The organism is Streptomyces sp. NPDC088915 (genome assembly GCF_044749825.1).
In the GTDB taxonomy this organism is placed as follows: Bacteria; Actinomycetota; Actinomycetes; order Streptomycetales; family Streptomycetaceae; genus Streptomyces.
In genome coordinates, this window is record NZ_JBIVIR010000004.1 from 34,920 (window position 1) to 56,136 (window position 21,217).

Consider the following 21,217-nt stretch of genomic DNA (forward strand, 5'->3'; position numbering starts at 1 on the left):
ACGCCCGGCGGACCGGAGGGGGCCTCCCTAGCGCGTCTCCTCGGGGGTCGCGGTGTGGTCCCGGTGGCCGTGCGTGCGGCGCCGCTCCTTCATCTCGGCCTCGTACAGGTGGGCGCGGCCCTCGGCGAGGGCGGTGACGGCGTCGCGTTCGACCTGCTTGAACGGCTCGTAGTACGTCCGGTCGTAGGACTCGACCACCTGGAACGTCCAGTGGCCCGGGATGACGTTGCGGCCGAGGACCTCCCGCTCGACGAGATCGGCCCACTCCTCGTGGCCGGCCCGCCGCAGCAGTGACACCGCCCTGTCCAGCTCCAGGTCGGCGGTGCCGGTGAGCTGGTGGAAGGAGTACAGGTGGCCGCGGGCCCGCTCGGTGGTCTCCAGGGCCTTGGAGAGCGAGCCCAGCGCCTCCACCGTGATGTCGCTGACGCTCTCGGGCCGTACGCGGCGCCGCTCCTGGCGGTCTTCCTCGTGGTTCATGCCGGACTCTGTGCCCCCGGTCCGGCGGGAGTACACCCGGCCGGACCCGTCGATGGTCCGGCCGGGGCAACGCGGCGGGCCGGGGGCAGCGGTCAGCGGTGGCCGCCGGGCTCCGGGCCCTCCCGGGCGGCGAGGCCGCCGGGCCCCAGCAGGCCGGTGGGACGCAGGGCGCCCCGTTCCTCCAGACGGGGGAGGGTCCTCGCCGAGGACCACGCGACGAGCAGCGGGAGGAGGGGGCGGACGGGCTGCACGAGGCGCAGCCACGGGGGCGCGTAGACGGTGGCGGAACGGCGGCGGACCGCCTCGGCCAGCCACGACGCCACCTTCTCCACGGGGTACACCTTGCGCGCGGGGCGCGGCATGTGGGCGCGGAGCTCCCGCAGGACGTCGTGGGCGTCCACGTCCCGCACCATGTCGGTGTCCGTCCAGTGCAGGTACGCGATGCCGACGCCGACGCCCTGGTGGGCGCACTCCGCGCGCAGCGACTGGGCGAACGACTCGGCGCCGGCCTTCGACGCACAGTAGGCGCTCATCATGGGGGCCGATCCGAAGGCCGCGGTCGAGGCGACCTGGAGGAAGTAGCCCCGCGAGGCCAGCAGGGCGGGCAGGAACACCCTGGCCGTGGTGGCGCTGCCCAGGAGGTTGACCGCGACGACGCGGTTCCACGTCCTGGGGTCGGAGGCGGTGAACGGGCCGCCCTCGGCGACGCCGGCGTTGGCGATCACGACGGAGGGCTCCCCCATGTCGTGCGTCACCCGGCGGGCCGTCCGCTCCATCAGGTCGTCGTCCGTGACGTCGACCTCGTAGCAGCGGCTCCCCGGGGGCAGTTCCCGCGCCACCCTCTCCAGCGTCTCGCTCTCCCGGCCGAGCAGGGCGATCCGCATGCCCCGGCCGGCCAGTTCCCTGGCAAGGCCGGCCCCCAGGCCGCGTGCCGCGCCCGTCACGACCGCCGTCCGCCCCCGCAGGGGGTTGTCGTGGGACATGCTCCTCCAAGCGGTGCGCCGAGTTCTCCGGTCCTCTTCCCCCGCCGGTCACGGGGACGCCTCCATGGCACCACCGGTCCCGGCGGGCCGCCGTTCCGACTGCGCCGATTGCCCCACCCCCGTCACGCGGACCGGAACGTGGCGAATGTCTCGGCACGGGTGTGGAAACGGAGAACGGGGGCAGGTGTCGCTCGGGGTCCAGGCCTGTCGCGCCGGAGCCGTAGGGGGGACGGGAGCCGCGTGAACGGCATGGGGGGCCAGTGACGTATGGTCAGCACGGATTTCGGACGGCAGGAAAGGTGAGGGGAAGGCCCATGGACAACGAGGACTCGAAGCGGTTGCTGGAACTACTGACCACGCGGCAGTCGGAACTGGTGGCGCAGTGGGAGCAGACCGTCGGAGCTTCGTTGCGGGGGCGCGTGAGCACCGCGGAGCTCGGCCGGGAACTGGGCGAGCTCTACGACGCGATCACCGAGGCCGTGACGCAGGGCGGTCTGTCCGGCCGCGGCGACCGGTTCGCCGTCGTGCGCAGCCTCCTCGTCGAGCTGTCGCGCACCCGGGCCCGGCAGGGCTTCACCCCGACCGAGACCGCCGTGAGCATCTTCGCGCTCAAGGAGGTGCTCGAGCCCTTCCTCGGCGGATCCGTCGAGGACATCCGTGCCTACCTGCAGTTCTCCCGCCTCCTCGACGACCTCGGCCTCTTCACGGTGGAGGAGTACGCCCGGACCCGCGAGGAGATCATCTCCGCGCAGTCCCAGCAGCTCCTCGAGCTGTCCACCCCCGTGGTGAAGCTGTGGGACGGGGTGGTGGGCGTGCCGCTCGTCGGCACGCTCGACTCCGCGCGCACCCAGGTGGTCATGGAGAAGCTGCTCCAAGCCCTCGTGGAGTCCAACTCCGCGCACGCGATCATCGACATCACCGGTGTTCCGGCCGTCGACACCCAGGTCGCTCAGCACCTCTTCAAGACCGTCGTCGCGGCGCGGATGATGGGCGCGGAGTGCACCATCTCCGGCATCCGGCCCCAGATCGCGCAGACCATCGTCGCCCTGGGCATCGAGTTCGGCGACATCCCCACGAAGGCGACGCTGGCCGACGCCCTGCGCCACGCCCTGGTGGAGATCGACAAGGCCGCCGCGGCCCGTCCGGCGGGTCTGCTGTGAGCGACCGCGTACCCGTCCTGAAGATCGGCGACATCCTCCTGGTCTCGATCCAGGTGGACCTCGAGGACCAGATGGTGCTCGACCTCCAGGACGACCTCTCCCAGCAGATCGTCGCGACCGGCGCCCGCGGCGTGGTCATCGACATCTCTGCCCTGGAGATCGTCGACTCGTTCGTCGGCCGCATGCTGGCCACCACGGCCGCCATCTCCCGCGTCCTCGGCGCGGAGACGGTCGTCGTCGGCATGCGCCCGGCCGTCGCCATGACGCTGGTGGAGCTCGGCCTGTCGCTGGGCGGCGTCCGCACGGCGCTCAACCTGGAACTCGGGCTGGGCTATCTGCGGCGGTCGCAGCACACCCCTCCGGCGCGCCCGTGAAGGAGTACCCGGCCGACGAGGCCTCCCGCGAGGAAGTGGAGATCCGGTCCAGCGGCGACGTCGTCAAGGCCCGCCAGGCGGTGCGCGTCCTCGCCCAGCAGGCAGGTCTGTCGCTGGTCAACCAGACCAAGCTGGTCACGGCCGCCAGTGAGCTGGGCCGCAACACCCTCATCTACGGAGGGGGCGGCACGGCGGACGCCGTCATCGTCCGCGACATGGGGCGCGTCGGCGTCCGGGTGTGCTTCTCGGACACCGGTCCGGGCATTCCGGACATCGAGCAGGCCCTGACCGACGGCTGGACGTCGGGCAGCGGGATGGGCCTGGGCCTCAGCGGCGCGCGGCGCCTGGTCGACGAGTTCGAGCTGGACTCGGCGCCCGGCGCCGGAACGACGGTGACGGTGCTGAAGTGGGCGCGGTGAACCCGGTGCCCGGTTACGAGATCGAGGCCGAGGACGTCGTGTGGCTGCGCCTCGACGTCGCCGTGGCCGCCGCCTCCCGGCGGGAGGCGGCGCGGCTGGCCCGGCGCATCGGCATGGATCCGGTCCGCGTGGCGGAGATCGAGCTCGCCGTGACCGAGGCGGCAACCAATCTGCAGAAGTACGCCCAGGACGGTGCCCTGGCCCTGCGGGTGACCACCCTCCGGGGCCGGGCCGCCATCGAACTCCTCTCCCTGGACAGCGGCCCCGGCATGGCCGACGTGGGCAGCGCGCTCACGGACGGCGTGTCCGGCAGCGGCACCCTGGGCGTGGGCATGGGGGCGATCGCGCGGTTCGCCGACGTCTTCGACGTCCACTCCCTGCCCGGCCGGGGTACGGCCCTGCTCGCGCGGTTCTGGTCGGGGGAGGGCCCCGGCCCGCTCCCCGGGTCCGACGAGCCCGAGGTCGCCGGTCTGACCCGCCCGATCAGCGGCGAGGAGGTCTGCGGGGACACCTGGGCCGCGCGCACCGAGCACGGCCCCGACGGGGCGCGGGCGGTCACGGTGATGATGTGCGACGGACTGGGGCACGGCCCGCTGGCGGCGCTCGCCGGCGAGCGCGCCCGGGCCGCCTTCCGGACGGGCCCCCACGGGAGCCCCCAGGACGTCGTCCGGACCCTCCACACGGAGCTGCGGGGAAGCCGGGGCGCGGCGGTCACGGTCGCCCGGGCCGACTTCTCCCGGGGGACCGTCGAGCACTGCGGGGTCGGCAACATCAGCGCCTTCGTCGTCAGCGGCGAGAAGCGGAGCACCCTCCTGTCCCTCCCCGGGATCGTGGGCCACCAGATGCCCGCGCTGCGGACCTTCCGGACCGCCCTGGATCCCGACGCGGTCCTGGTCCTGCACTCGGACGGCCTGAGCGACCGCTGGTCGCCGACCGGTCTCCCGGGCCTGTTCGCCCGGCAGCCGGCCGTCGTCGCGGCCCAGCTCCTCGGGCAGGCCGGGGTGCGCCGCGACGACGCCGGCATCGTCATCGCCCGGGCGGCCCGTCGATGAGTCGGACGCACTCCGACAGCCTCTGCGTCCTTCCGCTGGCCGTCGAACGGGACGGGTTTGAACTGCGGAGGCGTGGACAGTTGGTGTGCCGGGCCCTGGGTCTGGAGGGGCACGAACTGGTGCGAGTGGTGACGGTACTGAGCGAGGTGGGACGTGATCTCCTGGGAGCCCCGGGGCTCCGCGTGGACCTGCACGTGGCGAGCCCCCTCCGGGAAGCCGATCTCTTCCGTGCCCGTTTCACCTGGAGCGGGCCCCGTGTCCCCGGTCGTGACGCGCTCGACGCCGCCGAGCGGCTCCTGGACCACTGCCGGTACGCCGCGTCGTCCGGAGAGCACGCGTTGACGGTCGGCCAGCGGCTGCCCGCCTCCCCGGGGCGCTCCGGGGAGAGGGCGGAGCGGGCCCGTACGGCGCTCCGCGACTCGGGAGACCTCAGCATGGGCGAGGAACTGCGCGTCCAGAACCGCCAGCTCCTCCAGGCCCTCGAGGAGTCGAGGGCCCAGCAGGAGGAGCTGCAGCGGCTGAACGCCGAGCTGGAGGAGACCAACAAAGGGGTGGTGGCCCTCTACAGCGAGCTGTCCGCGGAGCTGGAGGAGACGAACACGGGCGTGGTGGCCCTCTACGCCGAGCTGGAGGACAAGTCCCGTCAGCTGCGTCTGGCGAGCGAGGCCAAGACCCGCTTCTGGGCCAACGTGAGCCACGAGCTGCGGGCCCCGGTCAACTCGGTCATCGCCCTGGCCCGTCTCCTGCTCGCACCCGACGCCGATCCGCTGACCGAGGAGCAGCGGCAGCAGATGTCCCTGATCGCCGGTTCCGGCAGTACGCTCCTGGCCCTGGTCGAGGAGCTCCTGGACGTGGCCAAGGCCGAATCGGGGCGCCTCGAACCGCATCTGGTCCCCACCGACCTGCGGACCCTGCTGCACCAGTTGCGCGGGACGCTGCGGGGCATGGCCCGCGACGGGGTGCGGCTCGACATCCCCGACGTGGAGGACGTGCCGGAACTCGTCACCGACGAGGTCATGCTCACGCGCGTCCTGCGCAACGTGCTGTCGAACGGCCTGAAGTTCACCACGGCCGGAGAGGTCCGCCTCACGGTCGCGGTCGAGGACCGGGCCGGACGGCCCTGGTTCGTCTTCACCACCACCGACACGGGCATCGGGATCCCCCAGGACCAGCAGGACCGGGTCTTCGAGGAGTTCTACCAGGTCCTGGGCACCCACCAGCGGGGGCAGCCGGGCACCGGTCTGGGCCTGCCCTACGCCCGCAGGCTGACCAGTCTGCTGGGCGGCGTCCTCACGCTGACCAGCGAACCGGGTGCCGGGACCGCGGTGCGGGTCGAGATCCCGGCCCGTCACGACCTCACCGCCCCGGACGCGTCGCAGCCCGGGGCCGACGGCGTCCGGACGGAGTCGCTGGTGGTCGTGGACGACGACTCGACGTTCGTCGAGCTGCTCCGGCCGGTCCTGAGCCGGGTCGCGCGGAAGGTGACGGAGGTGTCGGTCAGCTCGCGGGCCGTCGACGTCATCCGCGCGGAGCGGCCCGACGCGGTCCTGATCGACCTGGCGATGCCGGCCCCCGACGGGTACGTTCTCCTCCAGGCCCTGGCCCGTGACCCGGAGACCGCGCACGTCCCGGTCGTGGTCCTGACCTCGTCCGACCCCAGTGACGTGGACCGCTCCCGGCTCACCCACGCGCGGGCCGTCCTGGGGAAGACGCACCTGACGCCCGAACGCATCGCCCTGGCCCTGGCCATCGATCCGGCCGGGCCCGACCACACCCCTCCGGCGGAGACCGGTGAGCAGCACACGTCCGGAGAAGCCACGCCGTGATCGCAGGCCCGTTCCCTTCCGACCACTCGCCCGCGCGCGTCCTGGTCGTGGACGACAACCCGACCAACCGCTACGTCCTGAGGACCACGCTGTCCCGCGCGGGCCACACCGTCGTGGAGGCGGAGGACGGCACCGGGGCGCTCGCGCTGCTCAAGGACGCCGAGACCCTGCCGGAGGTGGCCGTCGTCGACGTGCGGCTGCCCGACATGACCGGTTTCGAGGTCTGCGAGCGCATCAAGGCCGACCCCGCGACGGCGGCCCTTCCCGTCCTGCACGTCTCGGCGTCCGCCATCACCGTCGACGACCGCACCCAGGGGCTCAACCGCGGGGCGGACGCCTACCTCACGGAGCCCATCGCCCCGGACGAGCTCCTCGCCACCGTGACGGCCACCCTGCGCTACGCGCGGGCGCGCCGCCGGGCCGAGCGCCTCGCGGACCGTCTGCTGCACCTGAACGAGGCGACCCTGCTGCTCTACAGCGCGGACAGCGCCGCCGGGGTCGCCCGGGCGGCCGCCCGGGGCGCGGCCATCGTCCTGGGGGCGCCCGCCGTGGCGGCGATCATCTCCCCGCACGGGGAGCCGGCCTCGGCGGCCGGCACCGGGACCGGCGCGGGCGGGCAGGCCTCCCCCGACAGCGTCGTCGACGTGCGGCTCGACGCCCGCGACCTGCCTCCGTACCACGAGTTCGGCGACCGCACCGGGACGCGGCTGGTCACGGTCCACACCCACGAGTGGCCCGGTTTCCCCCAGGAGCTCGCGTCCCGCGGCAGGCTCGCCGTGGCCGTGGCGCGCGCCAAGCCCGGTCGGCAGCCGGTGTGCCTCGCGGTCCCCGCGGAGGCGGTCTCGACGCCCGACGACGAGCAGCTCCTGGCGCAGCTGGCCCAGGCGTGCGCCCTCGCCCTGGAGGCCCTGCGGAGCTACACCGAGGAGCACGACCTGGCGCTGACCCTCCAGCGGAGCTTCCTGCCCGAGACGCTGCCCGACTCGCACCTCGCCGACCTCGCGGTGCGCTACCTGCCCGCCAGCGACCACGCGGAGATCGGCGGCGACTTCTACGAGGCCCTTCCGACCCGGGGAGGCCTCCTGCTGGCCGTCGGCGACGTCGCGGGGCATTCCCTCGACGCCGCCATGCTGATGGGGCAGGTCCGGCACGCCCTGCGCGCCTACGCCATCGAGGGGCATCCGCCCCACGACATCCTCGGGCGCCTCGACCACCTGCTGACGGCCGTCCGGGCGCGGCTCACCCTGACCCTGTGCATCGTCTTCATCGACGAGGCCACCGGCCTCCTGCACATCGCCAACGCCGGCCACCTGCCGCCGCTGCTGCGCACTCCCGACGGGAACGTGCGTTCCGTGGACGAGCACGGACCGCTCCTGGGCATAGGCCTCCCCCATCCGGCGAGCACCGCGGTGGAGGCCCCGCCCGGCTCGATCCTCGTCATGACCACCGACGGGCTGATCGAACGCCGCCACGAGCACCTGGGGCTCTCCCTCGAACGCCTGGAGTCCGTCCTCGGCCGTCTCCCGGCGGACGTGGAAGAGATATGCGACGGCCTCCTGGAGGCGTTCCCTCCCAACGGGGAGGACGACATCGCCCTGATGGCGGTGCGCGTGACCGGTGCGCCACGTTCCCTCACTTTGTGAGGCTTGTATGTGCATATGCGGCACGGGTTGCGAGGGCGGGGGCCGGTACGAGACGGTTGCCCCAGGACAACTGTCGTCCCTGTAGGAAGGTGGTGAGGCGCGCGTCCGCGTGCCTCCTTCTGTGTCTGCTCCCCGCGGTTTCTCCGCCCGTCCGTCCGGTGCCGGCCTCCAGGTCGGCGCCTCGTGGATCGAGGCCCCCCATCCCGTACTGGTCGTGGACCGGCACGGCGGTCTCGTACGGATCAACGAGGCCGCCCGGCTCCTCCTGCCCGACGCCGCGAGCGGCGACTGGCTGCACGAACGGGTGCCGCCCTGGCTCTCGGACGCCCACCGGCGCATCTGTGACGGCCTGTCGGCGCCGGGGTCCGGGCCGCTGACCGGGCGCATCCGCGACCGCCTCCTGGAGGCGCACCCCACCACGGGCGACGACGGCGACGTGGTCTGGTGGCTGGTCGACGAGACCGACCGCCGCTTCGCCGAGACGGCCCTGGTCGACGTACGGGCGCGGTCCGAGATCCTCGCCGAGGTCTCCGGCTCGCTCCTGTCCACACTGAACGTGGGGCGCTGCATGGAGATGGCCGCCTCGATGGCCGCGGAGCACCTCGCCGAGGCCGCCGTCCTCGTGGCGCCGCCCCAGGGCCGGCGCCACCCGCTGACCTTCGCCCGCCGGGGCGGCCCCGTCACGCAGACCGTCCGGCAGGTCGACGTCTCCGCCGTACCGGGTCTCGCCGAGGCCCTGCAGGGCTTCCCGCCCGTGCCGGCCCGCTGGATCGACCCCGCCGACCTCCCCGACTGGGTGGTCCCCGAGGGTTTCACCTCGCCGGTCGGTTCCGTCATCGTCACGCCCCTCCCCGGCCACGGGGTGCCCGCCGGGGCCCTCATCCTGCTGCGCTCCAGCACCGAACGGGCCTTCAGCGAGAACGAGGAGATCTTCGCGCGCCTGTTCGCCGCGCGGGCCGGGGCCGCCCTGTCCGCGGCCCGCCTCTACACCGAGCAGGCCGCCATCACCACCACGCTGATGCGCGAACTGCTGCCTCCGGCGCTGCACCACGTCCACGGGGTGGAGTACGCCGGCGGCTACCGCGCCTCGAAGGACCACGAACGGGTCGGCGGGGACTTCTACGACGTCCACCCCGGCGCCGACCCCTCCCGGGAGACCCTCGTCGTCCTGGGCGACGTCGCGGGCAAGGGCCTGGACGCGGCGGTCCTGACCGGCAAGATCCGCAACACCCTGCACGCCCTCCTCCCCCTGGCCGAGGACCACCAGCGGGTCCTGAACCTGCTCAACGGCGCGCTGCTCTCCTCGCACCACACCCGTTTCGCCACCCTCGTCCTCGTCTCCGTGCACCACCGCGACGGCCGGGCGGTGCTGCGCCTGACCAGCGCCGGACACCTGCCGCCGCTCCTCGCCCGCGCCGACGGCACGGTGGAGGAGATCGACACCCGCGGCACCCTGGTCGGCGCGCTGCCGACCGTCGAGGCCCGCACGGTGGAGACCGTGCTCGCCCCCGGGGAGACGTGCCTGCTCTACACCGACGGCATCGTCGAAGCGCGGGGCGGTCCCCTCGGGGACGAGTTCCTGGGCACGGAACGCCTGAAGAGGGCCCTGGCGGAGTGTGCGGGCATGCAGGCGGAGGCGGTCGTGGAGCGGATACAGATGCTGGCCGCCCAATGGCTCCACGAAGGCCGCCACGACGACATGGCCGTCGTGGCGATCACCGCCCCCAGGGCCTCGTCGCTCACCACGGGCGACGGGTACGGCCGGTACGGCGGGAGGAACACGTGAGACAGGCCACCGCGACGGACACGGTGGTGGAACGGCTGTGGAGGGCAGCGGTGGAGGGTGACGAACCCGCCGCCGCCTCGGTCGTCCACGGGGCACTCGACACGGGCGTGCCGGAGGAGACCCTGCTCCTCGACGTGCTCGCGCCGGTCCAGGCGAAGGTCGGCGTCGAATGGGCCGCCGACCGCATCACCGTGGCACAGGAACACGCCGTCACCGCCATCAACGAGCGCATCGTCGCCTCCCTGGCGCACCGCCGCGCGCGCGGCGGTGCCGTGCCCTCCCGCGGCCGCGTCACGGTCAGCTGCGTCGACGGCGAGTGGCACGCCTTCCCCGCCCGTCTCGTCGCGGAGGTCCTCTCCCTGCACGGCTGGCAGGTCGACTACCTCGGGGCGCAGACCCCGACCCCGCACCTGGTCGCCCATCTGCACCAGAGCAACCCCGGCGCCGTCCTGCTGTCCGGGTCGATCCCGACCCACCTGCCGACCGCCCACGCCGCCATCACCGCCTGCCAGGCCGTGGGCGTCCCGGTTCTGACGGGCGGCCGCGCCTTCGGCCCCGACGGCCGGTACGCGCGCACGCTGCGCGCCGACCGGTGGGCGCCCGACGCGCGCGGCGCGCTCGCGGTCCTGGAGGAGGGCCTGCCCAGGCCGGACGCGTCGGCCGGCCGGCAGGCGGTGGACGACCTGCCGCACCTGGCCGACCAGGAGTACACGATGGTCGCCCGCTCCCGGCACCGGCTGGTCAAGCAGACCCTGGCCGACCTGGAGGACCGGTTCCCCCCGATGCGCGCCTACGGCGACCTCCAGCGCGAGCGCACGGCGGAGGACATCGCGCACATCGTCAACTTCCTCGCCACCGCCCTCTACGTGGACGACCCCGAGCTGTTCACCACGTTCCTCACCTGGACCGCCGACGTCCTCGGGGCCCGCAACGTCCCCAGCCGTTCCCTCGTGGCCGCCCTGGACGTCCTGGCCGGGCAGCTGCGTGACTTCCCCCGCGCGACGCACGCGATCGAGCGGGGCGCGGCGGCCCTGGCCGAGCACGCCGCCCGTTCCGTCCCCGGCCCCCGCTCATGAACGACTTCACCTCCACGGAATTCGCCCTCGACCTCGTCCGCGAGTCCGATTCGCTGTACGTGCGCGTGGGCGGGGACTTCGACTACGACACCTGCGACGAGCTGGTCGAGGCGGTCACCGGGAGCCTGACGGGCGACGGGCCACCGCCCCGGGGCATACGCCTCGACTTCGGCGGTCTGACGTACATCGACTCCTCGGGCCTGTCCGCCCTGCTGCTCGTCCACCGCCGGGCCAGTGCGCTCGGCGCCACCCTGTTCCTGGACAACCGTCCGGACTTCCTGGAGCGCATGCTCCAGATCACCAACGTCCTGGACCACCTGACCGGTCCGCCGCCCGGCTGACCGGCGCGGACGGCGTCCCTCCTCTTCCGCGGGCCGCGGGCCTCAGCTCGCCGGGGAGGGGCCGGTGCTGACGATCCGGAAGTGGTCGAGGGTCCCGCTGATGTCCAGGAGCCGCCGCACCGCGGAGTGGAGGGGCCCGATCAGGACCAGTTCGCGCCCGTCCGCGAGGTGGCGGCGCCGGGCGTCGAGCAGGGCGTTGAGGAGCATGCTGTCGGCGAACGTCACCCGGGAGAGGTCCACCGCCGTCATCGGGGAGGCCGCCTCGCCGGCCGCCGCCCAGGCGGCCTCGACGTCTTCCGCGTCGTCATGATCCATCTCACCGCGCATCGTGATCAGGAAGACCTGCTCGTGCCGGGTGAGGTGCACTTTTCCCTCGGGGACCGCATACATGGCGTCATCCTCACATCGGCGGACGCCGCCGCGCCAGCCGCCCCCGGTCCGGCGGCACGGCCCGCACCCCCCGGAGCGGTTCTGCTCCGGGGGGTGCGGGGCGGTGCGGAGGGGGCGAGGTCAGAACTGGAGCGACCAGGCGTTGACGTAACCGGTGTCGTTGACCCAGTTGTCGGTGACGCGGAGCTTCCAGGTGCCGTTGGCGGCCTTGCCGGAGGCGTCGACCGTGAACGTGCCCTGGACGTTGTCGGCGCCGTCGGAGGAGTTGTAGTTCTTCAGGAGGAACACGCCGCCGTCGGGGGCGACCAGTTCGACCTTCAGGTCGCCGCGGAAGGTGTGGCGGATGTCGACGGTGACGGCCAGGTTCGCGGGGGCATTGCCGGTGACGCCGGAGACGGTGACCGGCGACTCCACGGTGGCGTTGTCGCGGATCTGGACGTCGTCGGTGTTCTCGAACTTGCTGCCGGTGGGCGGCGGGGTGGTGCTGCCGGTGCCCGTGTGGAGGAGCTTGTTCGGGGAGCCGGTGCGGGGGTCGGTGACCTTGCCGGAGGTGGCGTCGGCGACCAGCTTGTCGCGGACCTGGGCCGGGGTCCAGGTCGGGTTGGCGGCCAGGAGCAGGGCGGCCGCGCCGGCGACGTGCGGGGACGCCATGGAGGTGCCGCTGTCCGGACGGGAGGCGGTGTCGCCGGAGTTGGACGTGGAGACGATGCTGTCTCCGGGGGCGAAGATGTCCAGGCAGGAGCCGTAGTTGGAGCCCTGGCCGTTGGACCAGCCGGTGGCGCGGGCATCGGTGCTGTTGGTGGCGCCGACGGTGATGGCGGACGGGGTGGAGGACGGGGAGTAGGAACACGAGTCGGCGTTGTTGTTGCCGGCCGCCACGACCCAGGTGACGCCGGAGGCGATGGAGGCCGCCACCGCGTCGTTGACGGACTGGGTCTTGCCGCCGCCGATGCTCATGTTGGCCACGGCCGGCTTCGCCGCGTTCTTGGTGACCCAGTCGATGCCCGCGAGGACCGGGGCCCAGGTGTCGCCCGAGGTGCCCTGGCAGTTGAGCACCCGGACGCTGACGATCTTGACGCCCTTGGCGACGCCGTAGGAGCCGCCGCCGACGGTGCCGGCGACGTGGGTGCCGTGGCCCTGGCAGTCGGAGGCGTTGGAGTCGTTGTCGATGAAGTCGTAGCCGCTGACCGCGCGGCCGCCGAAGTCGCGGTGGCTCAGGCGGATGCCGGTGTCCACGATGTACGCGTTCACGTTGGAGGCGGTGGTGGAGTACGTGTAGTTCTTGTCGACCGGCAGGTCGCGCTGGTCGACGCGGTCCAGGCCCCAGGAGGGCGGGTTGGGCTGGGTGTCGACGGCGTACGCCACCGCGTCGGCCTCCACCCGGGCCACCGACGGGTCGGCGGCCAGCTCCTTCGCCTCGCTCTCCGTCAGCTTCACTGCGAAGCCGCGCAGGGCGGCGGTGTAGGTGTAGCGCAGGCTGCCCGCGTGGCGCTTGGTCAGGGCCTTCGCGGAGGCGGGCACGTCGGCGCGGGCGACCGAGTCCTTGAAGGTGACGATGTAGGAGCCTTCGACCGCGCCGGGGCGGTCCGCGCCGACGATGCGGCCCTCGCCGCCGCCCGGCGGTACGGGGGCGGCCGTGGCCCCGGCGGTCGAGGCGGCCCCGGCGAGCAGGGCGGCACTGGCGCCGACGGCGAGCAGGCGCCGGAGGGCGCGAGCGTCGAACTCCATGGTTTCTCCCTTGAGAGGTGTCCGGGCCCGGCTCGGGCCCGGAGGGGGGACACCCGTCGCCCCGGTGGGCTCCGGACACGCTCCGTCGGTGGTGGGAGGCGCGTGTCCGGAGGTCGGCCGCCGGTCCGCCGGGACACGATCCTGTCGGGATCATGACAAGCACCCGGGCGGGGCGGCCGTGCGGGCGCCTTCGGGTGTCGGCGCCCACGGCGGTGGGGTGTGGGGCGGTGCGTCGCACGGAGTCGACCCCGTGCGACACGGGTCCGGCCACGCCGGACGACCGCGTGGGGTGCGGCCGTCCCCGTACCTCCGCCGGCTGGGGACCGCGGGGTACGGAACGGCGTCGCCGGACCGCCCAGAGCTTCGGCCGGGCGGGGGGAGTCCAGCAATCCGTAGCGCTACCCAAAGAGCGGGAGCGGGCGGGCGGGCGGGGCCGCCCGCATTCCGTAGGTGGTGAACCCCTATTGCGACGTCGGCCGTCCGGAGGGTAGACCACCTGCCCAACGGGCGGCCCCGGTCGTACGGGAGGTCTTCCGGGCGAGTGGTCGGCGAGAGGCGGAGCCGTGGAGAGACGTTCCTTCGGTACGGGGTCCTGCGGCACGGGGTCTTCCCGTACGGGATCTCCCGGTGCGGGACACGGCGGGGAGACGGCCGACGGGGGCGGGTTCGTCGGGCGGGCCGAGGAGGCGCGGCGGCTGCGGCGGGCGCTGCGGGAGGGACCGGGCCTCACCGTCGTACGGGGAGGGGCGGGCACGGGGACGTCCCGGCTGGTGGACGAGGTGCTCGGCGGGGCGGAGTTCGCGGAGTGGACGCAGCTGCGCGGGACGTGCCCCGACGCGGTGGACGCGGTGCCGCTCGGGCCGGTCGCCGACGCGCTGGCCGGACTGCCGCACCGGCCCGGCCTCCCCGGCCGGGCGCTGCCGGCGGTGACCGGGGCCGTCGGCCTCCTCGTACCGGAACTGGCCGACCGGCTGCCGCCCCCGCCCGCCGCGGCGGACGACCCGGAGGTGCGGCGCGGGCTGCTGCCGCGCGCGATCGGGGCGCTCCTCGCGGCGGTCGGGGACGCCGTGCTGGTCGTGGAGGACGTCCACCTCGCGGACTCCGCGACCCTCGCGCTCCTCGACCACCTGACGGGTGCGCCACCTGCCGGTCTGCGGCTCGTCGTCACCGAGGACGCGGCGGCCGGGCTGCCGGTCCTCGGCGTCCGCGTCCCGGACGGGGTGCGGGTCGAGGAGATCGACGTCCGGCCCTGGACGCCCGGGGAGACGGGCGAGTACGTACGGCGGTGGCTCGACGCGCACCGCCCGGGGCGGGCGGACGAGCGGGAGGAACTCACCGCCCTCGTGCACGAACTGACCGGCGGTCTGCCCGGCGCCGCCGGGGAACTGCTGCGGGGCGCCGGGGAACTGCTGCGGGACCACGGGGAGGACGGCCCTTACCGGAGGGGCGGGGCGGACGGGCCTGCGGGGTCGTGGACGGGGCGGGGCGGCCGGGTGGCGGGTGCCGGAGCGGGCGGGGCCGAACAGGCGCCGGGCAGGCGGGCGGACGGGGCCGACGGGGCGGTGGGGTCGGTCGGCCGGACGGTGGGGGCGGTGTGTGCCGCCGTGCGGGAGGTCGGGGTGCCTGCCCGGGTGCGGCGGGAGCTGGCCCGGCGGTGTGCGCCGCTCGACGGGGACGCGCGGCGGATCGTCGAGGCGGCGGCCGTCCTCGGCCTCGCGGTACCCGTCGGCATACTCGCCGAGGTGGCGGACCTCGCGCCCGAGCGGGCCGGGGCGGCCGTGGACGCGTGCGTACGCCGGTCCGTGCTGCGGGCCGACGGGCCGTGCCCCGCCTTCCGGCACCCGCTGGACCGCCGGGCCGCGCTGGCACGCCTCTCCGGACCGCTGCTCGCCCGGCTGAGCCTGCGCGCCGCCCGGGCCCTGCGCCGCGGCGGCGAAGGACCGCCGCCGCTGGCCGACCTCGCCCGGCTGTACCGGGCGGCCGGACGGGTGCGCGAGGGCCTGCGCTGTCTCGTCACGGCCGCCGACCGGGCGGCCGCCGCCGGCGACTACGCCACCGCCACCAGCCTCTACACCCGGGCCGTCGCCGAGGACCCGCGCGCCGGCGGCCGGATCCGTACCGCCGCGAAGCTGGCCCGCACCGCGCAACTGGCCCGCGCCGGCGAGCCGGTGGTGGCCGCGGTGCGCCGGGTCCTCGACGAGGACGACCCGCCGCCCCGGCTGCGCGGCGAGATCCGGCTGCACCTGAGCGTCGTCCTGCGCAACCAGAGCGGAGGGGCGCTCGACAGCCTCAACGAGGTCGCCCGCGCCGTCCCCGACCTGGAGGCGTCCGACCCGCAGACCGCCGCCCGCGCCATGGCCGTCGCCGCCATCCCCTCCATCAAGGGCTGGCACGTCGACCGCCACCGGGAGTGGCTGGAGCGCGGCGAGGCGCTCGCCGACCGGGTCGTCGACCCGGTCGCCCGGGCCGCCGTCGCCGCCAACCGCGCCACCGCCCTGATGCTGCTCGGCGATCCGCGCGCCTGGACCGCGGCCGAGGCGCTGCGCGGCCCGGCCGGGTCCGCGATGGAGAGCGCGCACCACGCCCGGGGCTGGACCAACCTGGCGCACGCCTCCAGCGCCCTCGGGTACGGCGCGCGGGCCCGGGAGTTCCTCGACCGGGCCGCCGACGGGCTCGCCGAGTCCAGCAGCCCCTATCTGGAGGGGCTGATCCAGACCGCCCGGCTCGTGCTCGCCTGGCACGAGGGCCGCTGGCAGGGTCTGCACGAGGCCGCCGACCGCACCGCCCGGCTCTACCAGGAGATACCCGACCTGACCTCCGAGGCCATGCTGGTCCGCGGGCTGACCGCGCTGCACGTGCTCGGCGACGTCCCCCGGGCCCGCCACGACCTGGCGGAGGCAGCCCGTACCACCCGTTACGACACCGGTCTCATCCTCACCGCCTCCGCCGCCGCGGCGGCCCGCGTCCATCTGGAGGCGGGACGGCCCGGGCGGGCGTGCGAGGCCGTGGAGGAGGTGCTGCACCGGCTCGAACGGACCGGCGGCTGGGTGTGGGCCGGGGAGGTGCTGCCCGTCGCCGTGGAGGCCCTGCACGGCAGCGGACAGACCGCGCGGGCCCACCGGATCGTCGCCGACTTCGCCGCCGGGACCGCCGACGGCGACGCGCCCGCCGCCCGCGCCGCCCTGACCGTGTGCCGGGCGCTGCTCGCCGAGGCCGGGGACCGGCCGGACGAGGCCGTCGGGCTGCTGGCCGACGCGGAGGCGCGGTGGCGGCTGCTCGGCCGCCCCTTCGACGCGGCCCGGGCGGCGGAGGCCCGCGGGCGCTGCCTCCTCGGTCTGCGGGGGGAGGCGGCGGCCGACGAGGTCCGGGAGGTGGTCGAGGTCTACCGGCGCCTCGACGCCCGCTGGGACGTGGCCCGCTGCCGGCGGCTGCTGCGCCGCCACGACATCGTCACCACCCACCGCCGCGGCCGTCTCGGCTACGGCGACCAGCTGTCCCCGCGCGAGCAGGAGGTGGCCCGGCTGGTCGTCCAGGGCCGTGCCAACCGGGACATCGCCGAGAGCCTGGTCCTCTCCACCCGGACCGTGGAGCACCACGTGGCGCGCATCATGCGGAAGCTGAACGCCGCGTCCAGGACCGACATCGCCCTGGTGGGATGGGGGGACGGCGGGACGGAGCCGCGCCGGAGCTAGGACCTGTCCTTCGGGCCATGCCGACGCAGGGGTGGCAGGCTCCGGCGGCGGGGCCCCGGCGGGCGCTCCCGCGGCCAGGGACTTCACCGGCGCCCGGACGATCCAGGTGCGGCCGTTCGTCGGGGGCGGCGTCGGACGGCAGGGGCGACAGGTCGATGTGCGTCATGAGCGCGTCGGTGACCCTGTCGGCGGCGGCGTCCTGGACGGCCGGGTCCGGGGCGAGCGGGGCGACCGCCTCGACGCAGCGGTCGGTGTCGCCCACCACGTCCGCCGCCCGGGCGGCGACGATCCCTCGTCCGGCACCGACGCCTCCTCGTTCGTGACGGCCGCTTCTGTTCCGGCCGGCTCCCGTCCGCACGGCGGGGTCAGCCGCCGACGTGGATGCCGGGGCGGCGGTCGGGATCGGGTTCGTGTCGGCGGATGATCTCGCGGGTGACGGGGGCGGTGTCGCCGCGCCCCAGGAGGAAGTAGCGGAACATGTGCTTCAGCGGGCTTCCCTCGGCCCAGGCGAAGTAGCAGTGGGGCTTGACTCCGGTGGTGTCGCGCAGGGCGAGGAGGATCGCGGCGATGGCGTTGGGGGCCGCCGGGGCCTGGGCGCGCAGGATCCGGTGCCCGTCCACCTCGACGCCGTGGACGGTGAGGACCTCGCTGAAGTCGGAGGGGTCGACCACGTCGATCTCCAGGAACAGGACGTCGGCGCGGCCCGGGACCGGGTTGGTGCCGCGCTGTTCGCGTTCCTTGTCGCGGTACTCGGCGCCGTCGCCGGCCCGGCGGCGGTTGGCGATGATGTTGATGGCGTCGTCGTGGGCCAGGGTGTCGGTGAGGAACCGGCGGGCGGCGTCGTCGAAGACGAGGCGGTCGGCGCGCAGCTCGGTGGTGCGCGAGACGCGGGAGATCAGCGAGACGGCGACGATGCCGGCGATGAAGAAGCCGGAGATGGTGATGCCGTCGGGCTTGTCGACGATGTTGTAGACCAGCGCGTACAGCAGGACCAGGGTGAGGAGCGCGAAACCGGCGGCGACCGCCCGGCGGCCGGAGCGGGCCACGGAGACGGTGACGGCGAAGGCGCCGGAGACCATCATGGCCAGGATGCCGGTGGCGTACGCGCCGGCCTGGGCGTCGACGTCGGCGTCGAAGGCGATGGTGATGAGGACGCACAGGGCGGTGTAGACGAGCACCACGGGACGTACCGCGCGCCCCCATTCGGGTGCCATGCCGTAGCCGGGGAGGTAGCGGGGGACGATGTTGATCAGTCCGGCCATGGCCGAGGCACCGGCGAACCACAGGATGAGGATGGTGCTGATGTCGTAGACGGTGCCGAACGCCTCCCCCACGTGCTCGTGCGCGAGCCAGGCCAGGGCACGGCCGTTCGCCGCGCCGCCGGGCTCGAACTCCTCGTGGGGGATGAGGACGGTGGTGACGAAGCTGGAGGCCAGCAGGTAGACGCTCATGACGAGCGCGGCGGTGGTCAGCAGCAGACGGGTGTTGCGGATGCGGGCGCGCAGCCGCTCCTCGTCGTCGGCGCCGGCGGCGGAGACCAGGGGCATCATGCTGACCCCGGTCTCGAAGCCGGACAGGCCCAGGACCAGCAGGGGGAAGGCCAGCAGCGCCGGACCCATCAGGTCGCCGAAGCCGGTTCCGCCCCCGACGAGCGCGTCCGTCCAGGCCGAGAGGGCGCCGGGCGTGGTGAACACGTGCGCCAGGCCGACCGCGATGACGACCGCGTTCAGCACCAGGAAGACGGCGACCAGGGGGATGGCGACGCTGACGGCCTCGCTGAAGCCGAGCAGGAACACTCCGCCGAGGACCAGCAGCAGCGCCACGGTGAGGGCGACCTCGTGGCCGTGCAGGGCCTCGGGGAAGAAGGGATTCTCCACGACGTGGACGGAGGCGTCCGCGGTCGACAGGGTGATCGTGATGATCCACGAGGTGGCCACGAAGCCGAGCAGGACCAGGACGAACAGCTTGCCCCGCCAGAACGGCAGCAGGTCCTCCAGCATCGCCACGGACCCGGCGCCGTGCGGACTCTCCTTGGCCACCCGCCGGTACATCGGCAGCATGCCCAGCAGCGTCAGCGCCACGATCAGCAGGGTCGCCAGGGGCGAGACCGCCCCCGCGGCGAGGGCGGCGATGGCCGGTACGTAGGCGAGGCTGGAGAAGTAGTCGACCCCGGTCAGGCACATCACCTTCCACCAGGCGTGCGGCTCGCCGTGTCCCTCCCCCGCCGCCGGTCCCACGGGCTGCACCTGGTGGCGCAGCATCCACCGCGCCAGGCGCCCGGTCGGCTCCGGTCGCAGCGCGGGGCTGTCCACCACCTCGGGCACGGTCGGCCCGCTCACGTCCTTCATGACTCCCATCGACTTTCCTCGCTCCTGCCCGCGGGCCCGGTCGCCGCCGCACGCGCGGCGACGCGATCACCGAGTATGCGGCCCGCCGGCACCGCCCCGGACCCTCGTGAAACGCGCCGACCGCGTCCCTCCGGCTACCCCGGGGAGCGGTCGGCAGTCCTGTCGGGAAGATCGACGGGGCCTCGGCGGAAGACCCGCGCCACGCCGTGGAACGGCACGTGGCGACCGGCCCCGCGGGGCCCGCCCGGACGGCCGTGTCGACGACGGTCCGCGGCCCGTGGCGAGGACCCCCGTGGGGACGCCACCCCGCCCCGTCCGCCCAATGTGCCGCTCTACCAGCGGTGTTGGGTCGGCGCGGAGTGACGCGTTCCCGAGCTGGCCGGTCGCGACCGCGGTGGTGAACAGCCTCTCTCCGGCCCCGGCAGCGCCGCGGAACCGGAGGCGTTCCTCGGCGCGATCGGGCACGTGCCGACCCCTGCGGGTGCGTGCGCGAGGCGCCGCACGCCACGTCCGGAACCCCGGGAACCAGCCGTGCCGAAGGGCTCTCGCGACTCCGTCTCCACGCCCCGCGCCGGAAGAATCCCTGTCGTTTTCTTAACGCCGGACCCGCTCCTCGGCGCCGGGTCCGGCGGCCGTCCGGGCCCCGTCGCGGGGCGGGCCCGCGCCGCGGCCCGTCGCGCGCAGCGACAGCCGCGCGTAGGCGGGGATCAGTACCCCTCGCGCCGGGCGGCGGTCCGTGATCACCAGGTCCGGGAAGTTCCGCAGGACCCCGGTCACCGCGCGTATCTCCGCCATGGCCAGCGGCATCCCCAGGCAGAAGTGCGGGCCCGCCCCGAACCACAGCCGGCGCAGGCCGGCGGTCTCGGCGGGATCCCGGTCCGGCGAGAACGGGCCGTACGCGCCGGTGCACAGCAGCGTGGCGATCACCACCCGCTCCCCCGCCTCCACCCGGACGCCCCCGACGCGCCCCGGCCGGGCCGCGCTGCGCAGCATCACCGGAGTCGGCGACGTCACCCTCAGCGCCTCCTCCACCAGGGCGTCGGTGATCCCGTCCGGCCCCCGGCCCGTGTCGTGGGCCAGGGCGACCAGCCGGGGGACGAAGGAGACCAGCGTCTCGGTGCCGGTCAGCAGGAACAGCCCGACCGCGCCGCGCGCCTCGGCCTCGTCAAGGCCCAGTGCGCGCAGGCGTCCCGGCACGGTGGACTCGTCACCGGCCCGGTAGGCGGCCACCGCCGCCTCGCTCAGCCGGGTCAGCGCCGTCCTGGCGCGTTCCGCCTGGCGTCCGGTCAGCGTCGTCCGCCACAGACGTACGGACGACACCACCGCGGCGGCCTCGGCGAAGTCGCTCCCGCCCGCCGGGAGCCCGACCAGTTCGCGGATCACTTCGGCGGCCCCGTCCCGGACCACCCGGACCAGATCCACCTCCTCGCCCGCCGACAGCCGTCGTTCCAGGTCTTCGAGCGGGGCGCGCAGCACCCGTTCGCAGACGGCCGTCACGCGTCCCGGCGTGAAGAGCCCGCCGAGCCTCCTGCGCAGCGCCGCGTGTTCGGCGCCCTCCAGGGTGATCAGCGTCCGCGAGCCGAGCACCGGACTCCACAGCCCGGCCGCCGCGCCGGGCCCCGTCTTCGTGTAGCCCTCGGTGTCCGTCAGCACCTCCCGGGCGAGGCCGGCGTCGCTGACCAGCACCCCCACCCGCGGCACCCGCACGACCGGGCCACGGGCGGCGATCAGCCGCACCAGCCGGTACACCGCGGGGTGCGCGGCCGTCTGCACCCGCCGCTCCCAACGCTCCCACTCCTGCATCCCGGCAAGGTAACGCCCCCCGTGGCCGGAAACGAGCCCCCGAGTGCGGATCGCGCTCCGTCCGCCGCTGTCCACCGAGGGGAGCTGGGCACGACGGGACGTTCCCGTCCCGGGGGCGC

Annotated in this window: 16 protein-coding genes; 10 read left to right on the forward strand and 6 right to left on the reverse strand. The window is 74.5% G+C overall.

Annotation, left to right across the window (positions count from 1 at the left end; all coding sequences use genetic code 11):
• Nucleotides 1-27: 27 nt before the first annotated feature.
• Entirely contained in the window at nucleotides 28-477 is a 450-nt protein-coding gene (locus ACIP5O_RS08800; RefSeq protein ID WP_401290279.1) for a hypothetical protein, read from the reverse strand.
• Nucleotides 478-569: 92 nt separating this feature from the next.
• Nucleotides 570-1,460: an SDR family oxidoreductase gene (locus ACIP5O_RS08805; RefSeq protein WP_401290281.1), complete on the reverse strand. Its 891-nt coding sequence runs from the start codon at nucleotides 1,458-1,460 to the stop codon at nucleotides 570-572.
• Nucleotides 1,461-1,774: 314 nt separating this feature from the next.
• On the opposite strand from ACIP5O_RS08805, the gene ACIP5O_RS08810 reads away from it, so the two are divergent.
• From ACIP5O_RS08810 to ACIP5O_RS08850, 9 genes are all read left to right on the forward strand, one after another.
• Nucleotides 1,775-2,620: an STAS domain-containing protein gene (locus ACIP5O_RS08810; protein WP_356541868.1), complete on the forward strand. Its 846-nt coding sequence runs from the start codon at nucleotides 1,775-1,777 to the stop codon at nucleotides 2,618-2,620.
• Nucleotides 2,617-2,994, forward strand: coding sequence for an STAS domain-containing protein (locus ACIP5O_RS08815; protein ID WP_401290285.1), 378 nt, complete (start codon nucleotides 2,617-2,619; stop codon nucleotides 2,992-2,994). Before ACIP5O_RS08810 ends, ACIP5O_RS08815 begins: the two co-directional genes overlap by 4 nt.
• On the forward strand, nucleotides 2,991-3,413 hold the full coding sequence (locus ACIP5O_RS08820; protein WP_356541871.1) for an anti-sigma regulatory factor: 423 nt from the start codon (nucleotides 2,991-2,993) through the stop codon (nucleotides 3,411-3,413). Before ACIP5O_RS08815 ends, ACIP5O_RS08820 begins: the two co-directional genes overlap by 4 nt.
• Entirely contained in the window at nucleotides 3,401-4,465 is a 1,065-nt protein-coding gene (locus tag ACIP5O_RS08825) for an ATP-binding protein (RefSeq protein WP_401290288.1), read from the forward strand. Before ACIP5O_RS08820 ends, ACIP5O_RS08825 begins: the two co-directional genes overlap by 13 nt.
• Nucleotides 4,462-6,291, forward strand: a complete 1,830-nt coding sequence (locus tag ACIP5O_RS08830; protein ID WP_401290291.1) for an ATP-binding protein — start codon at nucleotides 4,462-4,464, stop codon at nucleotides 6,289-6,291. The genes ACIP5O_RS08825 and ACIP5O_RS08830 overlap by 4 nt, the downstream gene beginning before the upstream one ends.
• A complete protein-coding gene (locus ACIP5O_RS08835; protein ID WP_401290294.1) occupies nucleotides 6,288-7,934 on the forward strand; it encodes a SpoIIE family protein phosphatase in 1,647 nt (548 codons plus the stop codon). Before ACIP5O_RS08830 ends, ACIP5O_RS08835 begins: the two co-directional genes overlap by 4 nt.
• Before the next feature lie 121 nt (nucleotides 7,935-8,055).
• Nucleotides 8,056-9,720, forward strand: coding sequence for a PP2C family protein-serine/threonine phosphatase (locus ACIP5O_RS08840; RefSeq protein WP_401290297.1), 1,665 nt, complete (start codon nucleotides 8,056-8,058; stop codon nucleotides 9,718-9,720).
• Complete coding sequence (locus tag ACIP5O_RS08845) at nucleotides 9,717-10,796, forward strand: B12-binding domain-containing protein (RefSeq protein ID WP_401290300.1); 1,080 nt, start codon at nucleotides 9,717-9,719, stop codon at nucleotides 10,794-10,796. The genes ACIP5O_RS08840 and ACIP5O_RS08845 overlap by 4 nt, the downstream gene beginning before the upstream one ends.
• Entirely contained in the window at nucleotides 10,793-11,137 is a 345-nt protein-coding gene (locus ACIP5O_RS08850) for an STAS domain-containing protein (protein ID WP_401290302.1), read from the forward strand. Before ACIP5O_RS08845 ends, ACIP5O_RS08850 begins: the two co-directional genes overlap by 4 nt.
• Before the next feature lie 42 nt (nucleotides 11,138-11,179).
• Here the strand turns inward: ACIP5O_RS08850 and ACIP5O_RS08855 are convergent, their stop codons facing one another.
• Nucleotides 11,180-11,527 carry an STAS domain-containing protein gene (locus ACIP5O_RS08855; RefSeq protein WP_401290305.1) on the reverse strand — a complete coding sequence of 116 codons (348 nt, stop codon included), beginning with the start codon at nucleotides 11,525-11,527 and terminating at the stop codon, nucleotides 11,180-11,182.
• 120 nt (nucleotides 11,528-11,647) lie between these two features.
• The gene (locus tag ACIP5O_RS08860) at nucleotides 11,648-13,255 is read right to left on the reverse strand and encodes a S8 family peptidase (RefSeq protein ID WP_401290307.1); all 1,608 of its coding nucleotides are present in this window, start codon (nucleotides 13,253-13,255) and stop codon (nucleotides 11,648-11,650) included.
• A 563-nt stretch (nucleotides 13,256-13,818) separates the two neighbouring features.
• Between ACIP5O_RS08860 and ACIP5O_RS08865 the strand changes: the two genes are divergently transcribed.
• Nucleotides 13,819-16,947, forward strand: coding sequence for a LuxR C-terminal-related transcriptional regulator (locus ACIP5O_RS08865; protein WP_401290310.1), 3,129 nt, complete (start codon nucleotides 13,819-13,821; stop codon nucleotides 16,945-16,947).
• A 365-nt stretch (nucleotides 16,948-17,312) separates the two neighbouring features.
• Here the strand turns inward: ACIP5O_RS08865 and ACIP5O_RS08870 are convergent, their stop codons facing one another.
• Together ACIP5O_RS08870 and ACIP5O_RS08875 are read right to left on the reverse strand one after the other, a co-directional pair.
• Entirely contained in the window at nucleotides 17,313-19,295 is a 1,983-nt protein-coding gene (locus ACIP5O_RS08870; RefSeq protein ID WP_401290963.1) for an amino acid transporter, read from the reverse strand.
• Between the two features lie 594 nt (nucleotides 19,296-19,889).
• Complete coding sequence (locus ACIP5O_RS08875) at nucleotides 19,890-21,098, reverse strand: cytochrome P450 (protein ID WP_401290313.1); 1,209 nt, start codon at nucleotides 21,096-21,098, stop codon at nucleotides 19,890-19,892.
• Nucleotides 21,099-21,217: the final 119 nt, after the last annotated feature.